Below are 18,522 nucleotides of genomic sequence, written 5' to 3'. Positions count from 1 at the left end.
ATCAACCCCGCATCATATCCAGTTCGTCGACGCGTATATGGCGCCGTGCCCGGAATATCGCGATAAAGATCGCCAGACCGACAGCGGCTTCCGCCGCGGCAACGGTCATCACAAACAAAACGAGAAGTCCGCCCTGCATCAGGCCGTACTCCTGCGCAAATGCCACGAACGCCAGGTTACCTGCGTTCAGCATCATCTCCACGCACATCAGCAGCGAAACGGCGTGGCGCTTCCACATAACGCCGAGAACACCCAACGTGAAGACGGACCCGGCTAGAATCAGCGTGTAAATAAATGTCGGTTCCATTCAATCGCCTCAAGCAATCTCGGATTCATCGGGAATGTATTCCTCGCCCGTTTCCGGGTCGACCCGGCGTCCCATCACAACCGCCCCGATCACCGCCACCAGCAGCAGGATCGATGTCAGAAGGAACGGCAGGCTGTACTTCGTCATCAGCAAGGTCACCAGGTCGACGATCGTCGGCGCCTCACCGGAGTGGGCGGACGTCGTCATCGAACTGGCAGCGAAGATGTTGATGCCAATGGCCAGAAGGGCGAAGAATAACAGCGCGAGCGCCCCGCCCCAGAACCTGGGGCTGCGCATGTACCAAGGAGCCACTTCGCGTTCGCGCACGTTCAGCAACATGATCACGAAGAGGAACAGAACCATGATCGCGCCAGCGTACACGATGATCTGAATCGCGCCAACGAATTCCTGGCCCAGGTAGAAGTAATGTGCCGCCAGGCTGAGCATCACGAGCACCAGCGCCATGGCGGAGCGCACCGTGTCACGACTGGCGATCACCATCACGGCGCCGCCAATCGTTACCAGGTACAAGATTGCGTAGATCAGGAATTCAGCGCCCATGGGTCGGCCTTCGCTTCCTTGTCCGATTCGGGTGTTACGTGCGAAACGTACGGATCGTATTCGTGATAGTCGCCGAAGCCCTTCTCCGGCGCGTCCAGCATATCCTGCTTCTGCGCAATGAAGTCTGTGCGACGGTGATTCGCCAACTCGTAGGTCGGCCCCATCACGATCGCATTCTCCGGACATGCCTCTTCGCAGAATCCGCAGAAGATGCAGCGCAGCAAATGGATCTGGTAAATCTCGGCGTAGCGTTCGCCCGCCGAAACCCGGTTGTTCGGGTTGTTTTCCTTCGCTTCGAGGTAAATCGCCTCGCTCGGGCAAACGGCGGCACAAAGCGCGCAGCCGACGCAGCGCTCCAGTCCGTCGGAGTAACGCTGCAACCGATGCCGACCGCGGAAGAACAGCGGCTGTTCGCGCCGCACTTCCGGATACTCGACGGTCACCTTGCCCTTGCCAGCCGCATAGCGCGCGATGTGCTTGCCGGCGACGGCGAATCCTTTGAGCAGTTCCACTAACATGGTTGGTTACTTCCTTCCCGGGGGAGTTTACCCGTCTGACTGACCGTCAACGCTTGCCTTGCAGTCGATTCGTTCGGCTCCCTCGAGTCCTCTCCATGACAATTCTCAAGTCGGTACGGCCCGGGCCTTACGGGCCGGTTGCTTCTCGTAGTACACATTGCGGTAGTCCCGCTTCAGCATCTTGCGCCGGCGAGCCGTGACGATCACTTCCACCACGACCAGCAGACCAAACGTCACAACGCCGATGAGGATCTTGTAGTTCTTGATTCCCTCGGTGATCGCGGCCTGGATTTCAGACTGCGAGGCGCCCGCAGCAGCAGCGGACTGGCCGGCGATACCAGAGATAATGGCAACGCCAACGGCCGTCACGACGAGGTTGATCAGGCCGACCGGTAGCAGGACCTTCCAGCCCAGGTTCATCACCTGGTCGTAACGGAAACGCGGCCAGCAGGCGCGAACGAAAATGTAGAAGAAAATGAAGCCGGCGAGCTTGATCGCCAATCCCATCGGGGCCAGCAACGAGGCGGTGATGACTCCCAAGGTGCTCGGCAACGTCATGCCCGCGCCATCGGCGATCGCCGCGTAGACCCAATCGAACGCGCCGACGGCCCACGATTCCGGCACGAGAAAGTAGCCGCCGAGGAACAGCGTCGTACAGACCGCCGCAACCGTGACCATGTTGATGTACTCAGACATGAAGAACAGCGCGAACTTCATCGAGGAATACTCGGTGTGGAAGCCGCCGGTCAGTTCCGATTCGCCTTCCGCAAGGTCGAACGGCAGACGGTTCGTCTCCGCAAACATCGAAGTCAGGAAAAGCAGGAAGGCGACAGGCTGTGCGAACACGTTCCAATGCCAGAACCAGCCGCTCTGGGAGTCGAGAATCGAGTAGAGATTCAAATCGCCGGCAATCAGCAGCACGCCGATGATCGAGAGCGACAGGCTGAGTTCGTAGCTGATCATCTGGGCAGAAGCGCGGATGCCGCCGAGCAGCGACCACTTGTTCTCGGATGACCAACCCGCCAGCGTGATACCATAAACGCCAACCGACGTGATGGCGAAAACGTACAGAATGCCGATGTTCGGATTCGTGATTGCCAGCGCAAGTTGGCTGGACGGTGTGTAGAGTCCCTGCAGTCCCCAAAGCGTCAGCCAGTCAAGCAGCGCCTGGCCCTCGATGATCGGGCCGAAGGGAATAATGCACATCGCGAGGAAGGCAGGGATGGTGACGAGCGTGGGCCCAAGCAGGTAGAGCACGCGATCCGCGCCGCCGGGAATGAAATCTTCCTTCACCAGCAGCTTCAGACCGTCGACGATGCCCTGGACAATGCCCCAGGGGCCGGCGCGGTTCGGACCGGGTCGGTCCTGCACGTAGCCGATGACCTTGCGCTCGGCGAGAACAATGAAGGGAACCGCCCCCATCACACTGCCGATCGCTGCGAGGATCTTGATGATCGCTCCCACGATGATCAACGCGTTCTGGGGACCACCCACAAATTGGCCCATGAAGTCGAACAAGGGCTGTAAGTTAATCAGGGTCATTCGTCGCCTCTCGTAGCCGTTCTGCCTACTTTGAGAAAAAATGCACAAACGGGCTCAAAGGGCCGGGAGTCTTCCCAGCCCCGGAACCTACGTCAACGCGTATCCCCCGTAGCGTCAGCCTCCGCAAAGGCCTCGCCCTGGCTGGGAACGCGCTCATCCAAAGGCTCGATCTTCACACGAACGGGCTTCGCGAATTCCGCCGGATCGATCGCGCCTGCAGCACCCGCGGGCAGGTACACCGTACCCGGCGCGGGAGCGTAGTTCATCTTGATTCCAACCTTCGTCTTCTTGCCTTCCACATGCAGCACCGCAAACTGGTGGTGCTCCACGCCCAACTTCTCGGCGTCGAATGGATGCACTTCCAGGAAGGGCTTCGGCTGGAGGATCTTGAAGATCTCCGCCCGGTGCGTGATGTAGTTGCTGCCCGAGACGTGACCGCCCCAGACGAGCAACGGACCGTCGCCCGCGGGCAGTTCCTCCACCGCGCCGGCCGCCGTCGTGGAAACATCCGACGATGAACCGCGCAGATGAAGACCATCCGTGCGGTAGTTGCCCGGGTTGTACTCGGCGGAGCGATTGCGCGCGCCGCCCTGCGGGCGAATGTTCACGTAATGCGCGTTGTTGAAGCCGCCTTCAAGTTCCAGGTCCTTCAACGTGACCTTGGACTCGGGCGCCAACTGCGCCAGCACATCTTGCCAGGCTTCTTCCGGCGTGTCCGCGCCGAACGTCGCGTCGCCAAGCGCCCGCCCAAGAGCCGTGAGCACTTCGCTAGCGCCACGGGCATCGCCCGACGGCTTGCTGACGGCCTGCTTCAGCACGGCAAGGTTGCCCTCGATGTCTGCGTAAACGCCGGTGCGTTCGAGGTTCGTCGCCAGCGCCAGGAAGACGTCCGCCTTTTCGGCAAAGGGGCTCTGGAAGTGATCGGCGAGAACGAAGAAGTCCAACTTGTCCAGCGCCGCCAGCACGCGCGCGTCGTCGCGCACGGCAGCCAGCCCGTCGGCGCCAAGCGCCAGCAGGCTGCGGATTTTGCCGTCTTCGATCGCCTTGATCAGATCCGCCGCGGCCACGCCTTCGGCGCCGGGTTCTGCACCGACTGCATGCAGACCGACAGCGTTACGATCCGTCACGACGGGCAGGTAGCTCCACTTATCGCCGAGAGCCTTGCGCAGTCCGATGGCCGCGGGAACTTCCTGCGGTGCGTAGAGCCCGCCGAAGTCCTCGAGACCATGAACGAGCAGACCGCGCTCGGCGCCCTTCAACACCGACATCAACGCTTTCAGCGCGTCGCCGGTCGTATTCAGCTTGTGCGCCAGGTGAACCAGCGTCTCCGCATCCGGCGTCGTCGTTCCGACCAGCTTTGCGAGATCGCTCAGCGCGTCGGCCGTCTTGCCGGGCAGGTTGTGGTACTGACCATCGGCGTGCTTGCCGATATAGTGATCGTGATGGTGACCCAGCATGACGATCTTCTTGCCAAGTCGCCGCCCGAGTTCCTGGATCCGCAGCGCCAACACCGGCGACTGCGAGTAGATCTCGCCGTTCAGCACGACGATGACGTCGGGGTCCTTCTCCAGGTCGCCGTCTGCTGCATCGAGAGCTTGCGAAATCGCGTCGGCGATCTGCGCCGTTGCGCGGCCGAGGCGCCAATCGATGGACGGCGTGTGCAGTACTTCGCCGGCCAGGCGACGCGCCAGGTAGCCTTCTTCAATCGTCAGGCGTGGGTTCAGAAGCATTGCCACGGCGTCGGAACTCGCGCCATCGACAGCCTTCTTCAATCCGCTTGCGGCGGCCTCGATGGCTTCATCGAACGCAGCCGGCGTCAGGCGATCGGCCTTGCGAATCGTCGACTCATCGAGACGCGATTCGTGCTGGCCATAGTCGCTGCCGAACCGGCCCTGGTTGCAGAGAAACTCTTCGGTATCTTCGTTGATCGTGAAATGCGTGTGGCGCTTCCGGGATGGCGGCGTCGTGCGATACAAGCGATCGTTGCGCGTCCAACTCGTCACCTTGCAGCCTGCGGAGCACTGATCGCAGGTCGACTGCGTCTGGCGCAGTTCCCACGGACGGGCTTTGAAACGGAACGGCCGATTGGTCAGACAGCCCACCGGGCAAAGATCGATCACGTTGCCGGAGAACAGGTTCGACACTGGGCCCTGGCCGAACGTGCCGATGTAGTTGCCATCCCCGCGGTCGAACACACCCATCGTACGCTCACCGCCGACCTGCTCGGTGAAGCGAACGCAACGCGTGCACATGATGCAGCGATTGCGCTCGATATCGATGAGCGGATCCGCCTGCGGCTTGACGAACTTGCGCTTCTTGTCCCGCATGCGGGCGTGTGGAATACCGTAATCCACGCTGTAGCGCTGAAGCTGGCACTCGCCACCGCGATCGCAAATCGGGCAATCGAGCGGATGGTTGATTAGCAGGAACTCCATCATCCAACTGCGCGCGTCTTTGGCCTCGGCGCCCTCGGTGTTCACTACCATGCCCGGGCCGACGGTCGTCTGGCACGCGATGACGGGCTTCGGAACCTTCTCGACGTGGACGAGGCAAAGACGGCAGTTGCCGGCGATGCTCAGCGAGGGGTGCCAGCAATAGTGCGGCACATAAACGTCCTCGCGATGGCAGACCTCGATGATCGTCTCACCCTTCACGGCCTTCACTTCGCGGCCGTTCAGAGTCAGCGTTAGAATGTCTTCTTCCGAGGCGCTCTTGAGCGCCTCGCGGACTTTGCCGGCTGGTTCCGGATAAGCGACCGTCGCCCCCGTCCCCGGTGCCTGTCCCTTGGTTACTTTCGCCATAGTCGTCGTTCCAATCGTCCTAACGCGTGTTGTTTCAGTGTTCAGACAACCTGTCAGATCGTCGGTGCTTTGAAGGACTCGTTCACGAACTTGCCGTCGGCCATCCAAAAGCGCTTATTCCCATACGGGCAAGCCTTCTTCTCGATGTGTTCCACGAACTCATCCCAGAACTGTGTCAGCGCACTGCCGACGGGCCAGGCCGCCGCATCGCCGAGAGCACAAATCGACTTGCCGCTGATCATGCCGGATCCGGGCTTTCCTTCGCCCGCGATCGAACGCAACGTCTCCAGGTCGCCGGGCTGACCGCCGCCCTGCTCGATACGTCGCACGATCTTGTGCATCCAACCCGAGCCCTCGCGGCAGGGAGTACACTGGCCGCAGGATTCGTGGTGGTAGAAGTGCGAAAGATTCGAGAGCGCCCAAACGGGGCATACGGTCTGATCGCAGACCATGACGGCGGAGGAACCGAGCATCGAGCCCGCGGCCTGCACGCCTTCATGGCTCATCGGAATATCGATCTGATCCGGCTTCAGCCAGGGCACCGACGACCCGCCCGGGATCACGAACTTTAGATCGTGGTCGGCGCGGATGCCGCCGCAGATGTCGTAGATCAACTCACGCAACGTCACCGTCGGAGGCAACTCGTACACGCCCGGCTTCTTCACATGGCCAGAGACCGAGTACAAGCGCGGACCGGTGGTGCGCTCGTGGACGATCTTCTTGAACCACTCTGCGCCTTTGCGCAGAATATGCGGCACGTCCACGATCGTCTCGACGTTGTTAATAATGGTCGGCTTGTTGTAGAGGCCCGCAACCGCCGGGAAGGGCGGCTTCAGCTTCGGATAGCCGCGATAGCCTTCCAGGCTCGTCAGCAGCGCGGTCTCCTCGCCGCAGACGTACGCGCCGCCGCCACGATGCACAGCCAGGTCCAGGTTCACGCCGGACTTGCCGAAGATATTCTTGCCCAGATAGCCCTTCTCGTAGGCCTCATCGACGGCCTTCTGCATGATCTTCGCAGACTTGTAATACTCGCCACGGATATAGATGAAGGCCTGCTCCGACTCGATCGCGCGACAAGAGCAGATGATGCCCTCGATCAGCGAGTGCGGACGCTGCTCCATCAAGGGGCGATCCTTGCACGTACCCGGCTCGGACTCGTCCGCGTTGACGGTCAGGTAACGGGGGAAGACACCCTTCGGCAGGAAGCCCCACTTCATGCCCGTGGGGAAACCGGCGCCGCCGCGGCCGCGCAAACCGGAATCTTTAACGATCTCAATGATCTTCTCCGGTTCCATCTCGAGAGACTTGCGGGCCATGTCGTACCCGCCCTGCTTCTCGTAGGCGTCGATCCATTCCGTTTCGTCTTTCTCGATGTTCGGGAGAAGGACTCTTTCGTTTTCTGCCATTGCCGGCATAGGGGAGGAACTCCTGTCAGTCTTCCGCGTTCGTGTTACTTGCGCTCGTCCAGCAGCTTATCGATTTTCTCGGGCGTCAGCTCGCCGTAAAGGTCTTCGCCCAGCAACATCGCCGGCGCGAAATTGCAGGCGCCAATGCACTCAACCAACTCGAGCGAGAACCGGCCGTCTTCGGTTACCTTGTTCTTCTCGATGCCGTGCTTCTCTTTCAGGTACTCGACGATTTCGAAAGTGCCGCAAATCGCACAGGCCAGCGTGTCGCACAGCGCGATGTGATGACGGCCGGTGGGCTTCTGCTGGAACATCGTGTAGAAGGAAACGACTTCATACACTTCCGCGGTGGTGCAGCCGATGATCTCGGCCACCTCCGCCATGGCTTCCTGCGATACCCAGCCGGTCTTCTTCTGGACCATCCAGAGGACCGGCAGCATACCGGAACGCCGCGACGGGTAGCGGGCAAGTACCTTATCGATTTCCTGCTGAGAATCGCTCAAGATCGCAGACATGAACGGTCGAATTCCTTACTCGTGATTTTGAGGGCCGTCGGCCTCGTCGGAATCGGAGAACATCTCGTCGAAGTCCCCCTCCTCGTAAGCCCGGCGGCTCATCAACAGGAACGCCCCGACTGCCAACAGTACGAACGGCGTTCCAAAAAACACCAGGGCACCGAATTGGACCCGAAACTCCGGCCGCGCCAGGGCGAGTCCCCAACCAACGGCCAGCGCCAGCAGAAACACCGCCGACGTAATCAGATCACTGATCCACTTTCTCCGTCCCCGGTTTCCGGAGGAACACACGATTGACTCGATCACCTGGTGAAAGAACAGCCCAAAGGCCAGTATGGCGATGATCCAGGACAAACGCGGCGTCCCTATCCGAAATTATCTATCCACCTCGCCCAGCACGGGATCCAGGCTGGCGATGATAGCCACGACGTCGGCCAGCAACGCGCCCTTACACATCTGGTCGAGGGCCTGCAAATTACAGAAGCTTGGGCTCCGAATCCCGAGGCGATAGGCCTTCGGCCCGCCCGTCGACTTCAGATAGAAACCAAGCTCGCCCTTCGGCGCTTCGATGGCGTTGTACACTTCCGTCGGCGGAACCTTGATGCCTTCCGACGCGAGCAGGAAGTGATGGATCAAGTCTTCCATCGAGCGCTTCACGTTTTCCTTCGGCGGGAAGACAACCTTCGGGTTGTCGATGTTCATCGGCTCGTTGCTGTGCTTCTCGAGCAGATCGAGCGCCTGGTTGCAGATGCGCCAGGCTTCCCGCATTTCCTTCATACGAACCAGGTAGCGCGCATAGCAGTCGCCCTTCGTCTCCAGCGCAACTTCCCAGTCCAGTTCTTCGTAAGCCAAATACGGATTGTCGCGACGCAGATCCCAATCGACGCCGGAACCGCGCAGGTTCGGGCCGGTGAGGCCGTAGTTGATTGCGTCCTCGCCGGAGATGTAGCCGACATCGACCGTGCGCTGCAGGAAGATCTCGTTCTCGTTCAGCATCGTCTCGACTTCTTCGATCACTTCGATGATGCCGTCCAGGAACTCGCGCACGCGGCGGTGCCATTCCGGATAATCCGCTCGTGCGACACCACCAACGCGCATGTATGAAACGGTGAAGCGCGCACCCGAGATGTACTCGAAGATGTCGTACAGCTTCTCGCGCTGGGTGAACGTCCACATGAAGATGGTCATCGCGCCCAGTTCGAGCCCGCCCGTTCCGATGGCCAGCAGGTGAGACGAAATGCGCGCCAGTTCACACAGCAGCGTCCGCAGGTAGCGGCAGCGCGGCGTGATCTCAATCTCAAGCGCCTTCTCCACCGTCGAAACGTAGGCGACGTTATTACTCATCGGTGAGATGTAATCCAACCGATCCGTGTAGGGAATAAACTGGTGATAGGTCTTGAACTCGGCGTGCTTTTCCTTCGCACGATGCAGATAGCCCACGACGGGCGTGGTCTTCAGGACGTTCTCGCCGTCCAACTCCAGAATCACGCGCAGCACGCCGTGCGTCGACGGGTGCTGGGGGCCCATGTTCAGAGTCATCGACTCGAGATTTGAGTAGGTTTTCTCGACTACGCGGCGGGTCGCCATATGATTCGAGTCCTTTTCCTTCCCTCGGTGGTCTTCGGTTCTCAGATATCGGAGCGCTGCACGCGAATGCGCGGCACCAGGTCTTCCGGCTCGCCCGCATGCGGATCCGTCTCACGCTTGAAGTAGAAGCTCTTCACGCCACCGAGCGGGAAATCCTTGCGCAGCGGATGACCTTCCCAGTCGTCGGCCATCAGGATGCGCCGCAGATCCGGGTGCCCCTGGAAGATGATGCCGAACATGTCGAAGGTCTCGCGCTCGTGGAAGTTCGCAGCCTTCCACACTTCACAGACGGAATCGATCGTCGGATCGTCCTCCGGCACCGCGGCGCGCATGCGCAGGCGATGGCCCTGGGGAACCGACACCATGTGGTACACGACGTCGAAGCGCACGTCGCGCCCGAGCGCCATGTAGTCCACCGCAGTGACGTGGCTGAGGTAGTTCAACTGGAAGTCCACGTCGTCATGCAGGACGCGCGCGACTTCCTTCACCGCCGAACGCTCGACGACCAGCGTCAGTTCGCCGCGGTCCTCAATGATCTCGACGATCTTCTCGCCAAAACGCTCACGTAGTTTGTTCTGCAGCAGTTCCTTGAACTTGCCAATATCGAACGCCATGATCTCGATGCCTTACTGGAACAGGTAGATGGGCTCTTTTTTGAGCTTCTTCTGAAGCTGCATAATTCCGTAGATCAACGCCTCGGGACGCGGCGGGCAACCGGGCACATAAATGTCCACGGGCACGATCTCGTCGACGCCCTGCAGCACGCTGTAGACGTTGTACATTCCACCGCAGGACGAGCAGGCGCCCATCGCGATCACCCACTTCGGATCGCTCATCTGGTCGTAAACGCGGCGCACAACCGGCGACATCTTCTTAACAACGGTGCCGGCCACGATCATCAGATCGGCCTGGCGAGGGGACGGACGGAAAACTTCCGAGCCGAAGCGCGAAAGGTCGTACCGGGAGCCGGCCGCACCCATCATCTCGATGGCGCAGCAGGACAGACCCATCATCACCGGCCAGATCGAGTTGCGGCGGCAGTAGGAGATCGCCTCGCTCAGTGTCTTCGTCAGTGCACCCTCGGGCTCCTGGATTGTCAGGAATTCGCCCGAAGTCTCTTCATTCGTTTTCAGTTCCATGTCAGTGCCCCCTTCTTCCACTCGTACAGAAGCCCGACCAACAGGATGACCATGTAGATCGCCATCAGCACGAGCCCGAATCCCATATAGCCGGGAACCGCGGCATGCTGTCGCACGCTGAGAGCCCAGGAGATGATGTAGATGATTTCCATGTCGAACAGCAGAAAGAGCAGCGCGACAAGGTAGAATCGGACGTTAATCTGAGAGCGCGCGCTGCCGACCGTCGGCACTCCGCACTCATAGGGCTCCAGTTTCACAGCCGTTGGACGGCGCTTCCCAAGGAACCATGAAAGGATCAGATTGCCGATCGCAAAACCAACGGCTACGACGAGCATAATCAGGACGGGCAGGTACGCAGCGTTGACGGGCGTGTAGGCGAGTGTAAATGCTGGATTCATAAGCGTCTATCAAGCCTTCGGGGGTGGGGCGCAGAGGCCCCTTCTGAAACGCCGCGCATTTCAGACCAGAGCCGCGGGCGCCGTCAATCTCAAAGCCCCACTTCCGATGTTGTATGCCCATAGTTGGGGCAGTTTCTTGCCAAATCGGCTAATATTTGTCCCGGATTGTCCGATTTGAGCGGTTCCAACCTCGTCGGCTGGACGGTTTTTGCGGCAAAGAAAGCGGCGCCTTTCGGTCCTTCGACCCGCGAAACGGGGTTGCGTGGAGGATGCCCTCGGCACCAATGTTGCCACCCGATTGACTAGAAAGAATCGGACCCGATGACTCCAGATTCTCCATCCATCGCCGAATCCCCCGAAACGCCCGTCCAGGAGCGGCCCCTTGAGCCGCTCCCGAAGATGCGCTTTGTCGACTCATTCCGCGGAGTCTCCAGGACGTTGTTCTCGCGGCCGGTTGCCATCGGCGGCGCTATCGGAACCGTCCTGGGCGCGTTCATCCTGAGCCCGACGGGCTCCGGCCCGAGCATGTGCACCCTCCAGCGCGCCACCGGCCTGCCCTGCCCGGGGTGCGGGCTGACCCGCAGCGTCACCAGCTTTCTGCACGGCCATTTCAGTTGGGCCTGGCACTATCACCCCTTCGGGCCGATCATAGCGCTGTTCTTTGTCTTCCTGACCATTCTGGCCGTCCTCCCCAAGAGGTACCGCGAGCCGATCATGCAATGGCTCGAAAAGCGGGATGCTGTCGTGGCATGGATTTTTATGGTCGTGCTGATCGCCATGGTGGCCTACGGAATCATCCGGCTGATCCTTGTCGCGATGCACTATCCGCCGCTGGCGTGGTGGCTGACCAGCGGCACACAGGATCCTCCATTCATCACGTCGCCATAGCGTAGCTCGCCCAAATCTAGACAAGCATTATTGCTTGACGCAAATTCCTTCATGAACCCACCCACGACTGAAACTGAAACGCTGACCTTCCTGCTCAACGGACGCGAAGTCACCACCCAGATCGAACCCGACGAGAAGCTGCTCGACGTTCTCCGCGAACGATTCGATATCGTGTCGCCCAAGAATGGCTGCCAGCCGATGGGTCAGTGCGGATGTTGCACGATTCTGGTCGATGGGCGGCCGATGGTCTCGTGCGTGATGCCAGCTTCTCGCGCGGCCGGAAAGGCTGTGACGACGCTGGAGGGATTGCCCGAGGCGGACCGCCGAGCACTGGCGGCTGCATTTCACGTGACCGGCGGCCTGCAATGCGGGTTCTGCATCCCCGGTATCGCGATGCGGGCCAAGGCAATCATCGAGAAGAAGCCGGAGGCAGATCTCGATGATATCCGCCGCGGCTTGATGATGCATCTCTGCCGTTGCACAGGTTACAAGAAGATCGAAGACGCGATTGGGGTGTATCGGGATGCCTGTCAGGGCAAGTCCATCCCCGGGGCCGACTGGTCCGGCAAGCTCGGTTCGGGGCTGCCGCGCTTCCAGGGCGAGGCCTTCGCTCTGGGCGAGAAGCGCTATATCGCCGACATCAAGGTCGCCGGGATGCTCCACGGGGCGCTGCGATTCTCCGATCACCCGCGAGCCGTGATCAAACGCATCGACACCGCCGCGGCGGAGTTGATGCCCGGCGTTCACCAGATCGTGACCTGGCTCGATGTTCCGGGCGAACGGCGCCAGGGACTCGTCTACCGGGATTGGCCGGTCTTCATCGCTGAGGGCGAGGTGACGCGTTGCGCCGGCGATGTGCTGGCTGCGGTGGCCGCGGACTCCCCCGCCGCCGCACGCCGGGCCGCTGATGCCATTGTGGTTGAGTACGAGATTCTGGATCCCGTGACGTCTGCGGAGGAGGCCCTGGCTCCGGGTGCGCCACTCGTCCACCCGGACATTCATCCGGACGGCAACGTCCTCAGCCGGTCCGCAGTCCGCATGGGGGATCCGATCGAGGATGCCCTCGCCGCTTGCGAACACGTCGTTCACGAGTCCTTCGAGACCCAGCGCATCGAGCACCTTTTCCTCGAGCCCGAATCCTGCCTTGCCATGCCGGAGCAGTGGCTGCATGAGACGCCTCCACCGTACGAACACTTCGAAGGGCCAACCAGCGATTCTGTCAAGCTACATGTCTTGTCGCAAGGACAGGGCGTCTTCGACGATCGTCGCCAGATTGCTTCGCTCCTGGGTCTCTCCGAAGACGAGGTTCAAGTCGAACTGATCAGCAACGGGGGCGGGTTCGGCGGCAAGGAGGACCTCTCTGTCCAGGGCCAAACGGCTCTGCTGGCGGTGGCAACCGGGCGCCCGGTGAAGATCACGCTTTCGCGCGCCGAGTCTATTCGGCTCCATCCGAAGCGCCACCCGATGACGATCGAGTATTGGGTGGGCTGCGATGCGGTGGGAAATCTGCAAGCAGTCAAGGCGCGGATCGTTGGCGATTCAGGGGCTTACGCCTCGGTGGGATCTAAGGTGCTGGAGCGCGCAGCGGGCCATGCCTGCGGTCCGTATCGAGTCTCGAACGTGGATGTCGAGGCTATCGCGGCCTACACGAATAACGTTCCGTGCGGGGCGATGCGGGGCTTCGGCGTCAATCAGGTCGCATGGGGGATCGAGCAGTGCCTCGATTTGCTGGCCGCCAAGGTCGGCTCCGATCCGTGGACGATTCGGTATGCGAATGCGCTCGAAGACGGCGACACATTCTGCACGGGCCAGGTTCTGGAGGGCGGCGTTGGGCTGAAGAAAACGCTTGAAGCCGTCAAGTCTCAATACTTTGCAGCTGGGTACGCCGGAATCGCCTGTGGTATCAAGAATACGGGCATCGGAAATGGGATGCCGGACAGCGGCGAGGCAGAGATTGTCGTCGAGCAATGGGCCGACGGACAGCCGGGCCTCGCGATCTTCACGGGCTTCACGGAGATGGGCCAGGGGCTGCTGACGATTCTGATCCAGGCGCTCTGCGAGACGGCACCCGTCGAAGCGCGCCGCGTGCGCGTCGTCATCGATACGAGCCGGCCCACGCCGTGCGGAATGACGACGGCCAGCCGCGCGACGGTCCTGGGCGGGCACGCCGTGCGGCTCGCCGGCGAGAAGCTCGCTGAGGCTCTGAAGTCCAGTGATCTTGCCGGCCTCGTTGGCCGGATCTTCCGCGGCGAATATGTCTACGACGAAACCGTTCCCCTCGGCCAGCGGCGCGGCAAAGATGGCGGCCCGCCGAAGACGCACCTCGCGTTCAGCTATGCAACGCAGGTGGCGATCCTCGACGACGACGGAAACCTGGATCGGGTGATCGCCGTCCACGACGTCGGGCGCGTAATGAACCGCATTCTGTGCGAGGGCCAGATCGAGGGCTCCGTCCACATGGGCATTGGTTATGCGCTGACGGAGGACTGCCCATCCGAAGGCGGTCACGTTCAGGCGAAGGACTTGCGCGCTTTCGGGGTTCTGCGCGCGCACCAGACGCCGGATATCGATGTGATCCTGATCGAGGAGCCGGACCCCAACGGGCCGTGGGGCGCAAAGGGAGTCGGCGAAATCGGGCTGGTCCCGACCGCGCCGGCCATCGCCGGGGCCATGCGCCGCTTCGACGGACAGTTGCGTATTCGTCTGCCGATGAGCGATAGTCCGCAGGCAAAGGCGCTTCTGGGGAAGAAAAAGTGAGCGAAGAAGAAGTCTACGAAACCATCGACGATCTGGAGTCCAACTCCGATGATCGCGGTCTGCTTGCGGCGGCGCACCTGGCGCTGGTGCCGCTGGTTCTGATGCCAGTGCTGTGCATCGCGCCGTTATCGCCGGTAGCGGGAATCATTTTCCTGGCTATCTCGATGCCACGGGCGGGCGGCACACGATTCCTGGCGACGCAACTGGCGGCGATCGAGCTCGGCCTGCTGGTCCTGGGGTTCCTGGGGCAGTTCCTGATGCTAGGCTTCGGGGCAAACCCCATCTGGTCCGCGGTGGCGACGAGCGCTATCGCGCTCGGGGTCTTGATCGGCGGCGTGGCGGCCCTCTTCAAGAAGGGCATCTACCGCGTGCCCGTGCTGGCGGGCGTCCTGTTCACACAGTTCTTCAAAGGCGAACCGATGTTCTCGGGAAGGCCGCAGGTTTAGGGGAAATCGGTGGGTCGCGCTTTCAGCGCTCGGACTCTCGTCGCTCCATGTACTTGGGCTGTCGCCCAAGCCTGGTATGGGTCGGGGCGCTGCCCCTCTGCGATTCAGCTCCGAATCTTAGCACGATCCTCTCGTCTCGTTCGGCCCATCTGCATCGGCCCTGATGTTGCCTCTGACTCATCAATCACTGTACTTGGGCTGTCGCCCAAGCCTGGTATGGACCGGGGCGTTGCCCCTCTGCGATTCAGCTCCGAATCTAAGCACGGTCCTCTCGTCTCGTTCGGCCCATCTGCATCCGCCCTGATGTTGCCTCTGACTCATCAATCACTGTACTTGGGCTGTCGCCCAAGCCTGGTATGGACCGGGGCGTTGCCCCTCTTCGATTGGGCCGCCAAACTCAGCGCCAACGGCGCGCCCAATTCCAGCCTGGCGCGTCAGCGCCAGGTTTCGGCGAGTCATTCTCACAGAGGGCTGAAGGCCCGACCAATCGATCACATCACCCAACAAACGCTTCGGTTATTCGCTCGCGCACCCGGATGTCGCTGGCGGCTTCGGGGAAAAAGACGCGCCAGATCGTGTAGGGCGATTCGGTGAAGGCGCGGATCGTCGGCGAGACGTCTTTGACGTCGCGCAACTGGCCGGTGACGGGATCTTCTACCCAAATCACCGCACCAGTCTTGTCCGTCCGCGGATTGTAGGGGCGATACGGCGTGTCGGCGCTCATCGAATAGAGAAGATTGTATCGCGGATCCAGGCCGGCATCGCTGATGATCTTTTCCGCCTCGGCGATGCGCATTTTGATCTCAAGGTCATGCTCTTCGAAATTGGCGATTTCCAGCGACTTGAAGAGCCGCCGGTTGAGCAGCCGGAAGGACAAGTCGCGCAGGATGGGATCGTCCGTCCGCGACCAGTGATTCAGCGCGCCGAGAATTACGGAGTCATCGAGCTGAAGGTAGTCGGCGACTTCGAGATCCTGCTCGCCGCGCAGGATGCGGCCGAACGGTGAGTCGGCTGCGACCTCCGGACAGGCGCCGTTCTCGCGCGCCAGCTCGCTCGCGCGCCCAAGCACTCCCATCAGCATCGCCTCGGCGGCCGTCACCGTCTTGTGGAAGTAGACCTGCCGGTACATCTGATAGCGCGACTGCAGGTACTTCTCGACCGGCAGGACACCCTTGGGCGACACGACGATGCGGTCGCCATCGGGGCTGACGCGCAGCATCAGCATCAGGCGCTCGAGGTCGAACACGCCGTACTTCACACCGGTCATGTGGCTGTCGCGCAGCAGATAGTCGAATCGATCGACATCGAGCTGGCTGGAGATCAGCCAGTTCAGCCAGCGCGGTTCGGCCTCGCCGCGCAGCACCGCGGCGACATGCGCGGAGAAGCCGGGGGAGTAGCTTTCCAGGATCGCGTTCACTTCCGTATCGGGGTGCAGAATAATCCGCTGGGTCCAGGTTTCGTGCCCCTCGGGGAAGTACTTCTCGATCACGTGGCTGAACGGCCCGTGGCCGAGGTCGTGGAGCAAGCCGGCGCACATCACGGCCAGCGCTTCGCTGTCCTCGATCGGGTTGTCCTGGCGCAGGCGGTTGATCAGCCTCCGCGTCAGGTGCATCACGCCGAAGGAGTGGCAGAAGCGGCTATGCTCGGCGCCATGGAAGGCCATGTGGGCCATGCCGAGCTGCTTGATGCGGCGGAGTCGTTGGAATTCCCGGCTATCGATCAGGCGCCCCAGCAAGTGGTCGCTGGGGTCGTCCAGATTGAGCAGGATCAGGTCGTGTACGGAATCGCGATAGAGTTTTTCTCTGGCCATGGGTCACGGGTCGGCAAGGCGAAAGACTTCCTCCAGGCCGGCATTGTAGAGGGTTTCATTGATGGCCGGCGGAATCTTGCGCAGAGACATACGGCCCTGTTTCTTCTCGATGCCGTTCCGCAGCAGCAGGAGTACCCCGATGCCGGAGGAATCGAGGAACTGCAGTTGGCTCAGTTCTACTTCAAGCGACCTCACGTCGCTGTCGCCGATCCACTGGGCCAGGCCACGAAAGCGCTTGGCCGCCGCCAGATCGAACCGCCCGATCAGGCGCAGGTGGGCGGTGTCCTGTTCGAACTCGAGGCAGAATTTCATGGCTGAGTCTCAGGCCTCCGCCGCGTGGGGCAGGGTTTCAATCCGTTTGGTAAATCGGAAGCAGTTCTCGCCGCTTTCGACGGAACCGTAACTGAGAGAATCGACAACCTTGCGGACCAGGAAGATCCCCAGGCCCCCGATCTGGCGTTCATTCAGCGGGCAGGTGATATCGGGCTTCTTCACGTCTTCGAGTTCGAAGCCCTTGCCGTGGTCGTAGATCCGGATCTCCAGGATCTCATCCTCGACATCGGCCTCCAGGCGGAAGGTCTCGGAGGGGTCCTGGCCGTAGGCGTGGCAGATGATGTTGGAGCAGATTTCGTCGGTCGCGAGTTCGAGGCGCTGGCTGTTTCGCTCGTCCATGCCGCAAGCCTCCGCGAACTGCCGCACGGCGGAGCAGACGACCACCAGCATGCAGGGGTCGGCATTTAGCTCAACTTTGAGACTTCGGTCAGGACCCATGGCCTGGCGACCGCCCTTCTCAGGATTTGGCCAACTCCGAGTAGGCCTCGTCCTCCTCGCGATAGATGCGGAAGACGGTGTCCAGGCCGGCGAATTGGAAAACTTCCTCGACAGCAACGTTCATGTCGCAGAGGACCATGGCGCCGCCCTTTTCCTGGATGTCGTTCAATGCAGCCACAAGGACCCGCAAGCCGCTGGAACTGATGTACGGAACGTCTTTGAAGCTGACGATCAGTTGGCGCCCCTTCATGGGCTTGGATCGGAACTCGTTGAAGAAGCCCTCAGCGGCCTCCGCTCCGGCCAAGTCGAGGCGGCCCTCCATGCGGATGACCTCGCAGGCGCCTTTCTCGTCGATTTGAAACTCCATAGTGTGCCTTCTCCCTGGCAAAGACTGGATGGCCTACCGTTTAGCCATTGTCTGCCCCTCAACGAGAGCATCGCAACCGTTTTTGAGCAGGCAGGCCCCCACGGCGGGAAGTCGCACGGATTGCGGGGTCTCTCCTATCTGCGCGTTCGCGCTTGCTCCCCTTGCGGGGCACGGCCCACACTTTCTCCTGACTTTGCCAGCCGTCTATGTAGAAAATGAAGGAGGTCGCCATGGAACAGTGGGGGTGGCAGGAGTATCCGCCGGAGCCAAAGCACTCCGGTTTTGGAATCTGGTCGCTGGTCATCAGCTTGCTTGCCGGGCTGGGGATTATCTTGGTCTTTGCGGTGGCAACGGCGGCCGAGATGGCTTCTCCCGGTTCCATGCAGGGCGAGACGCCGCAGACAATGTTGCTCGGCCTGGCGATCATCGGCTTGATGATGATCGATATCGTGGCGTTCTTGCTGGGGGTCGCCTCCCTTTTTCAGCAGAATCGAAAGAAGGCTCTCGGCGGGTGCGGCCTGGGCTGCTCAGGAATGACCCTGTTCGCCGTGATCGGGCTGATCCTGCTGGGGTTGCTGATGTCGTAGACCAATAATCGCCTCGCTCGCCAGCGCACTTCCTTTTGACACGTTTTCCCACACAGCGTACTCCTAGAAGTCGATCCTAAGCCGCGGCTGCCGGGGGGGAATGTGCCGGTCGCCGTGAGAGT

At 61.1% G+C, this 18,522-nt stretch carries 20 protein-coding genes; 4 read left to right on the top strand and 16 right to left on the bottom strand.

Going from position 1 to position 18,522, the window contains the following annotated elements:
- Position 1: 1 nt before the first annotated feature.
- From nuoK to KQI84_13460, 12 genes are all read right to left on the bottom strand, one after another.
- The gene (nuoK, locus tag KQI84_13515; protein ID MCB2155895.1) at positions 2-307 is read right to left on the bottom strand and encodes an NADH-quinone oxidoreductase subunit NuoK; all 306 of its coding nucleotides are present in this window, start codon (positions 305-307) and stop codon (positions 2-4) included.
- Positions 308-316: 9 nt separating this feature from the next.
- A complete protein-coding gene (locus KQI84_13510; protein ID MCB2155894.1) occupies positions 317-868 on the bottom strand; it encodes an NADH-quinone oxidoreductase subunit J in 552 nt (183 codons plus the stop codon).
- Complete coding sequence (locus KQI84_13505) at positions 850-1,386, bottom strand: NADH-quinone oxidoreductase subunit I (protein ID MCB2155893.1); 537 nt, start codon at positions 1,384-1,386, stop codon at positions 850-852. The genes KQI84_13510 and KQI84_13505 overlap by 19 nt, the downstream gene beginning before the upstream one ends.
- Before the next feature lie 105 nt (positions 1,387-1,491).
- Complete coding sequence (nuoH, locus tag KQI84_13500) at positions 1,492-2,892, bottom strand: NADH-quinone oxidoreductase subunit NuoH (GenBank protein ID MCB2155892.1); 1,401 nt, start codon at positions 2,890-2,892, stop codon at positions 1,492-1,494.
- Positions 2,893-3,020: 128 nt separating this feature from the next.
- Complete coding sequence (gene nuoG / locus KQI84_13495) at positions 3,021-5,729, bottom strand: NADH-quinone oxidoreductase subunit NuoG (protein MCB2155891.1); 2,709 nt, start codon at positions 5,727-5,729, stop codon at positions 3,021-3,023.
- 53 nt (positions 5,730-5,782) lie between these two features.
- Positions 5,783-7,135: an NADH-quinone oxidoreductase subunit NuoF gene (gene nuoF, locus KQI84_13490; GenBank protein ID MCB2155890.1), complete on the bottom strand. Its 1,353-nt coding sequence runs from the start codon at positions 7,133-7,135 to the stop codon at positions 5,783-5,785.
- Positions 7,136-7,179: 44 nt separating this feature from the next.
- Positions 7,180-7,650 carry an NADH-quinone oxidoreductase subunit NuoE gene (gene nuoE, locus KQI84_13485; protein MCB2155889.1) on the bottom strand — a complete coding sequence of 157 codons (471 nt, stop codon included), beginning with the start codon at positions 7,648-7,650 and terminating at the stop codon, positions 7,180-7,182.
- A 15-nt stretch (positions 7,651-7,665) separates the two neighbouring features.
- Positions 7,666-8,004 carry a hypothetical protein gene (locus tag KQI84_13480; protein MCB2155888.1) on the bottom strand — a complete coding sequence of 113 codons (339 nt, stop codon included), beginning with the start codon at positions 8,002-8,004 and terminating at the stop codon, positions 7,666-7,668.
- 21 nt (positions 8,005-8,025) lie between these two features.
- Positions 8,026-9,237: an NADH dehydrogenase (quinone) subunit D gene (gene nuoD, locus KQI84_13475; protein MCB2155887.1), complete on the bottom strand. Its 1,212-nt coding sequence runs from the start codon at positions 9,235-9,237 to the stop codon at positions 8,026-8,028.
- Between the two features lie 41 nt (positions 9,238-9,278).
- On the bottom strand, positions 9,279-9,851 hold the full coding sequence (locus tag KQI84_13470; protein ID MCB2155886.1) for an NADH-quinone oxidoreductase subunit C: 573 nt from the start codon (positions 9,849-9,851) through the stop codon (positions 9,279-9,281).
- 12 nt (positions 9,852-9,863) lie between these two features.
- Positions 9,864-10,376: an NADH-quinone oxidoreductase subunit B gene (locus KQI84_13465; protein MCB2155885.1), complete on the bottom strand. Its 513-nt coding sequence runs from the start codon at positions 10,374-10,376 to the stop codon at positions 9,864-9,866.
- Positions 10,367-10,774 carry an NADH-quinone oxidoreductase subunit A gene (locus tag KQI84_13460; GenBank protein MCB2155884.1) on the bottom strand — a complete coding sequence of 136 codons (408 nt, stop codon included), beginning with the start codon at positions 10,772-10,774 and terminating at the stop codon, positions 10,367-10,369. Before KQI84_13460 ends, KQI84_13465 begins: the two co-directional genes overlap by 10 nt.
- A 321-nt stretch (positions 10,775-11,095) precedes the next feature.
- Between KQI84_13460 and KQI84_13455 the strand changes: the two genes are divergently transcribed.
- The 3 genes from KQI84_13455 to KQI84_13445 are packed head-to-tail and all read left to right on the top strand — an operon-like array spanning position 11,096 to position 14,865.
- The gene (locus KQI84_13455; GenBank protein ID MCB2155883.1) at positions 11,096-11,662 is read left to right on the top strand and encodes a DUF2752 domain-containing protein; all 567 of its coding nucleotides are present in this window, start codon (positions 11,096-11,098) and stop codon (positions 11,660-11,662) included.
- 51 nt (positions 11,663-11,713) lie between these two features.
- Entirely contained in the window at positions 11,714-14,419 is a 2,706-nt protein-coding gene (gene xdh / locus KQI84_13450) for a selenium-dependent xanthine dehydrogenase (protein MCB2155882.1), read from the top strand.
- Complete coding sequence (locus KQI84_13445) at positions 14,416-14,865, top strand: hypothetical protein (protein MCB2155881.1); 450 nt, start codon at positions 14,416-14,418, stop codon at positions 14,863-14,865. Before xdh ends, KQI84_13445 begins: the two co-directional genes overlap by 4 nt.
- A 496-nt stretch (positions 14,866-15,361) precedes the next feature.
- Here the strand turns inward: KQI84_13445 and KQI84_13440 are convergent, their stop codons facing one another.
- From KQI84_13440 to KQI84_13425, 4 genes are read right to left on the bottom strand one after another with little or no spacing between them, the layout of a single operon-like run.
- Positions 15,362-16,675, bottom strand: a complete 1,314-nt coding sequence (locus KQI84_13440; GenBank protein ID MCB2155880.1) for an HD domain-containing protein — start codon at positions 16,673-16,675, stop codon at positions 15,362-15,364.
- A 3-nt stretch (positions 16,676-16,678) separates the two neighbouring features.
- A complete protein-coding gene (locus KQI84_13435) occupies positions 16,679-16,987 on the bottom strand; it encodes an STAS domain-containing protein (GenBank protein MCB2155879.1) in 309 nt (102 codons plus the stop codon).
- Between the two features lie 9 nt (positions 16,988-16,996).
- Positions 16,997-17,446 (bottom strand): ATP-binding protein, encoded by a 450-nt coding sequence (locus KQI84_13430; protein MCB2155878.1) that lies wholly within the window; start codon positions 17,444-17,446, stop codon positions 16,997-16,999.
- Positions 17,447-17,465: 19 nt separating this feature from the next.
- The gene (locus tag KQI84_13425; GenBank protein MCB2155877.1) at positions 17,466-17,813 is read right to left on the bottom strand and encodes an STAS domain-containing protein; all 348 of its coding nucleotides are present in this window, start codon (positions 17,811-17,813) and stop codon (positions 17,466-17,468) included.
- A gap of 230 nt (positions 17,814-18,043) precedes the next feature.
- Here KQI84_13425 and KQI84_13420 point away from each other — a divergent pair, with 230 nt between their 5' ends.
- Positions 18,044-18,400, top strand: coding sequence for a hypothetical protein (locus KQI84_13420; GenBank protein ID MCB2155876.1), 357 nt, complete (start codon positions 18,044-18,046; stop codon positions 18,398-18,400).
- Positions 18,401-18,522: the final 122 nt, after the last annotated feature.

The organism is bacterium, from assembly GCA_020444065.1.
Lineage (GTDB): Bacteria > Sumerlaeota > Sumerlaeia > SLMS01 > JAHLLQ01 > JAHLLQ01.
This window is presented reverse-complemented; position numbering and strand designations above follow the sequence as displayed.

Excerpts from the sequence above, each read along its gene's own strand:
- nuoG (MCB2155891.1), bottom strand. The coding sequence starts at position 5,729 with ATGGCGAAAGTAACCAAGGGACAGGCACCGGGGACGGGGGCGACGGTC.
- KQI84_13420 (MCB2155876.1), top strand. The coding sequence starts at position 18,044 with ATGGAACAGTGGGGGTGGCAGGAGTATCCGCCGGAGCCAAAGCACTCC.
- KQI84_13460 (MCB2155884.1), bottom strand. The coding sequence starts at position 10,774 with ATGAATCCAGCATTTACACTCGCCTACACGCCCGTCAACGCTGCGTAC.
- nuoD (MCB2155887.1), bottom strand. The coding sequence starts at position 9,237 with ATGGCGACCCGCCGCGTAGTCGAGAAAACCTACTCAAATCTCGAGTCG.
- KQI84_13430 (MCB2155878.1), bottom strand. The coding sequence starts at position 17,446 with ATGGGTCCTGACCGAAGTCTCAAAGTTGAGCTAAATGCCGACCCCTGC.
- nuoE (MCB2155889.1), bottom strand. The coding sequence starts at position 7,650 with ATGTCTGCGATCTTGAGCGATTCTCAGCAGGAAATCGATAAGGTACTT.
- KQI84_13455 (MCB2155883.1), top strand. The coding sequence starts at position 11,096 with ATGACTCCAGATTCTCCATCCATCGCCGAATCCCCCGAAACGCCCGTC.
- nuoH (MCB2155892.1), bottom strand. The coding sequence starts at position 2,892 with ATGGGCCAATTTGTGGGTGGTCCCCAGAACGCGTTGATCATCGTGGGA.
- KQI84_13465 (MCB2155885.1), bottom strand. The coding sequence starts at position 10,376 with ATGGAACTGAAAACGAATGAAGAGACTTCGGGCGAATTCCTGACAATC.
- KQI84_13425 (MCB2155877.1), bottom strand. The coding sequence starts at position 17,813 with ATGGAGTTTCAAATCGACGAGAAAGGCGCCTGCGAGGTCATCCGCATG.
- xdh (MCB2155882.1), top strand. The coding sequence starts at position 11,714 with ATGAACCCACCCACGACTGAAACTGAAACGCTGACCTTCCTGCTCAAC.
- nuoK (MCB2155895.1), bottom strand. The coding sequence starts at position 307 with ATGGAACCGACATTTATTTACACGCTGATTCTAGCCGGGTCCGTCTTC.
- nuoF (MCB2155890.1), bottom strand. The coding sequence starts at position 7,135 with ATGGCAGAAAACGAAAGAGTCCTTCTCCCGAACATCGAGAAAGACGAA.
- KQI84_13505 (MCB2155893.1), bottom strand. The coding sequence starts at position 1,386 with ATGTTAGTGGAACTGCTCAAAGGATTCGCCGTCGCCGGCAAGCACATC.
- KQI84_13510 (MCB2155894.1), bottom strand. The coding sequence starts at position 868 with ATGGGCGCTGAATTCCTGATCTACGCAATCTTGTACCTGGTAACGATT.
- KQI84_13470 (MCB2155886.1), bottom strand. The coding sequence starts at position 9,851 with ATGGCGTTCGATATTGGCAAGTTCAAGGAACTGCTGCAGAACAAACTA.
- KQI84_13440 (MCB2155880.1), bottom strand. The coding sequence starts at position 16,675 with ATGGCCAGAGAAAAACTCTATCGCGATTCCGTACACGACCTGATCCTG.
- KQI84_13435 (MCB2155879.1), bottom strand. The coding sequence starts at position 16,987 with ATGAAATTCTGCCTCGAGTTCGAACAGGACACCGCCCACCTGCGCCTG.